The sequence below is a fragment of the Microcystis sp. LEGE 08355 genome (assembly GCF_015207185.1).
Taxonomy (GTDB): domain Bacteria; phylum Cyanobacteriota; class Cyanobacteriia; order Cyanobacteriales; family Microcystaceae; genus Microcystis; species Microcystis panniformis.
In genome coordinates this window covers 1-3,244 of sequence record NZ_JADEXI010000526.1, presented here as the reverse complement: position 1 = coordinate 3,244, position 3,244 = coordinate 1, and the positions used below count along the sequence as shown (strand labels likewise).

Here is a 3,244-nt window from a genome sequence, read left to right as displayed (position 1 = left end):
AAAATAGCATTAATATATATGTACTCTAGTAGTACATATATAATATATATGTACTTATATATGATCTTCTTGTAAGTTGCCAGTATTTAGGAAAGTTTGCCCCCCAAGGTAGGGCAGGTAGGGCAGGGACGTGAATCGCTTGCTGTATATAGGTTTTAGACTGTCCTACTACCTGTCAAAAGCAGGGCAAAGGTAGGGATAAGGTAAGGCCAAGGTAAGGACAAAAAAAATGGCCTTTAGAAAAAAAGCCATTTAAATCCCAAAGAAAGGAAAATCTAATCTTTCAGATAGCGATACATCCGTTTTTCGCCGCGCTGTATTCTTTTTCGACTAAACCCTGCTTTTCTCAAAATGTCCCCCATTCGCATCTCATCGCTTCGGCCAAAATTTACAGGATAGCCCGCTTTAACAAGCCGGTCCAAACATTCCGCCACCGAGAGATCAGTTTCGCGATCAAGAAATTCAGCGAGTTCATCTTCCCATGAATCATTGTTTTCCCATTGCTTATTGGCTTCTGCTTGGAGTGCCTTGAATTCTGCTGGTAGCACGCAGCTCTCGCCGCCTAAATACCGCCAGACAGCCCATCCTAGAAGCTTTTCTCTGTACGCCTGAAGATAGTCAATGTGAATTTTATGATTTTTGGGGATTGGGATGATCCAGAATCGCCGGTTCCCGGTCGGGTCGTTCAAGAAAGTATCGCGATTGGTGCTACCCACAATCATGCTGCAGCGAGGATGTGACATTGCCTCTCGTGCATAAGGCTCGCGGTAAAAATCATCAGATCGGCTAAGGAATGATTTGATTATTCCGTGATAGGTTTTTGCGGTGAAGTGATCTAGTTCGGACCATTCTATGATCCAATTTTTCGCCATGGTTAATAATCCATCTTTGTCAGTGGACATCATGGCATCGGTGAAGTATTCTCCCCCTAATGTTTTGAAAAAAGTAGATTTGTAACAGTCTGGTTCCCCTTGCAGCACAAAGGCTTCATCAAATTTACAGCCCGGTTTCCAGATTCTTTTTACTAATCCGATTAGGAAGCGATAAAAATACTGGCAATAGAGCGGATCGCTAACCCCAAAAAGTACCTGAGTGACTTCCGTAATATCAAAATTCTCATCTACTTCAGGATCATAATTTTGATAGCATTGCTCAAGAAAAAGCTTTATTGGATCGTATTCATTATTTTTGGCCTCAAAATATAAAGCTTCAAGCATTATATCGGTGCTTTTGATAAAAATACCGCGATCATTTTGAAGCTTCATCCTGAAAGTATCCAGATTCAATACTTTCCCTTGCAATTCAATCTCTTTACTTCTGAGATTGTATTTTAATTCCTTCCCTTTGATGATTTCTTGGATAAGAGATAAGGTATGTTCCGGCTTGATTATCCTTAATTTATCCTCTTGATCGTCGTCGTCAGGTTCCCCTGAGATGAACTGTTTTAGGTCTTTACTGACCTGTAACAGGTCTTTCTGTAAGCTTGATTTTTGGGTAGGTGAATTATCTGGTTTTTTCTTGAATTCACCGTTGGCCTCTCGTAACAAGTAAGCGATTCTTTTGTTATCGTGACATCCGTGGCAATCATAGGCTATTCCCTTTTTTCGGCCTGATTGAGAGATGCTTAATTTAGGCTCCCCGCAATTAGGGCATATATACTTACCTTTTTCCCCTTTTTCAGGTCTGTCTAGCAAGTGAAGATAATTGGCGATCACGAACTCGGAAAACTGAGAAATATCCCCTACCATTGGGGTCTTTACGGAACCGTTGTTATCTGTTATCATTTCGTTAGTGTATTTTTTTTGTTGGGGCGACTTCCATGCCTTGGGAGTCGTCCTCGTCTTTTAAGGTAGCATTTTGATAGGTGAAAGTCAAGCTTTACAAAAATTAATATTTTTAAATAACCATTCCCTTATAGACCTGTTACAATACTAAGAGTATTGATAGACAAGGGGGTGAGTATGCCTAGAGGTGGAATACATAAAGGAACATTAAAGCCGACATGGAATGCCGGCAAGACTACGGCGGTACGGTTGCCGATAGCAAAAAAGGATGAGATTCTTAAGCTGGCCCGGGCTATAGATGCCATTGAGGGCGAAGCGATTGCAGTAGAGAAAGATAGCTTTTTGGAGGCTATCTCTCTCTTAGAAAAGGCCTTAGAATTAAAGCCGAATGCTGGGGGAGCTATCAAAGAAAAGATAAGAGAAGCTATAATGTTATTAAAGCCATAAGGTAAAAAAATTCTCCAGTAAAATGCCTTTTGATCAATATAGGTCAAAAGGTTTTTTATTGCATGGATGCGATAAATTGTACTGATTTCATTGCATACATAGTACAAAAGCTTAAATCTTTCTTAAGAGAATTTTGCCTAAAAAAGGGGGATTGGGTCCTAGGTAGTGAGGACATTTGACCCCACTCATCGGTTGCCCAATCGCCAAAGTGCTATGATAGAATCTGATATTAAGGAGCATAGTATCTATGCGAAATAAGAGAAATCGACACGAACGCGGAATAGGCACGACTTCACAAGCTTATAATTGCACAAAATATTCACTACTTTGCTACCGCGCTCCTAGCCAAAAACCTGATGGTAGCCCAATCGAATGGGAGTTACTTTCAAAGTGGGAAAAAAGGCTACATTTAACTCGCTTTAACTCGCTTCATATGCTTGAAGCAGCCCGCCGATGGCTATATCTGAAAAAATGCAATCACCTGTACTATGTCTCGCCCCGGGAGGAGTGCCGGGAGGAGATCGAAAATTACATCCTTTTTGAGCGAAAAAATCACCCTGCGAGAGTAGGGAAGGGGAAGCACGGCCTAACTGGATATGAGGAGCTAAAAGCGGTAAATTCGGTGCTTTATCCGGGAGGGGTGAATCTATGGAAATAAAATGAGAATGATTATTATTCTCATAACTTTTCCTTAACTTTAAGGATAGCAAGACTAAAAGCAAGACTGGAAGGGAGGTCTGACAGATTTTTCCTTCCCAGTCTTGTCTTAGTCTTGTCCCTACCTTCTCCTTACCTTTTTTTAGGTAGGGTACTTTAAATTGCTTGCTGTATATGTTTTCTCCCTACCTGCCCTACCTGCCCTACCTATATTTACGACTTCTAGAAAAAAATAGCATTAATATATATGTACTCTAGTAGTACATATATAATATATATGTACTTATATATGATCTTCTTGTAAGTTGCCAGTATTTAGGAAAGTTTGCCCCCCAAGGTAGGGCAGGTAGGGCAGG

General features: G+C 40.7%; 2 protein-coding genes. One reads left to right on the top strand and one right to left on the bottom strand.

All coding sequences use genetic code 11. The features are described 5' to 3' along the window. Positions 1-275 precede the first annotated feature (275 nt). Positions 276-1,784, bottom strand: coding sequence for a VapE domain-containing protein (locus IQ242_RS20480; protein ID WP_193961218.1), 1,509 nt, complete (start codon positions 1,782-1,784; stop codon positions 276-278). 177 nt (positions 1,785-1,961) lie between these two features. Between IQ242_RS20480 and IQ242_RS20475 the strand changes: the two genes are divergently transcribed. Next, positions 1,962-2,231: a hypothetical protein gene (locus IQ242_RS20475; RefSeq protein ID WP_061433495.1), complete on the top strand. Its 270-nt coding sequence runs from the start codon at positions 1,962-1,964 to the stop codon at positions 2,229-2,231. The last annotated feature ends 1,013 nt before the right edge of the window (positions 2,232-3,244 follow it).

Excerpts from the sequence above, each read along its gene's own strand:
- IQ242_RS20475 (WP_061433495.1), top strand. The coding sequence starts at position 1,962 with ATGCCTAGAGGTGGAATACATAAAGGAACATTAAAGCCGACATGGAAT.
- IQ242_RS20480 (WP_193961218.1), bottom strand. The coding sequence starts at position 1,784 with ATGATAACAGATAACAACGGTTCCGTAAAGACCCCAATGGTAGGGGAT.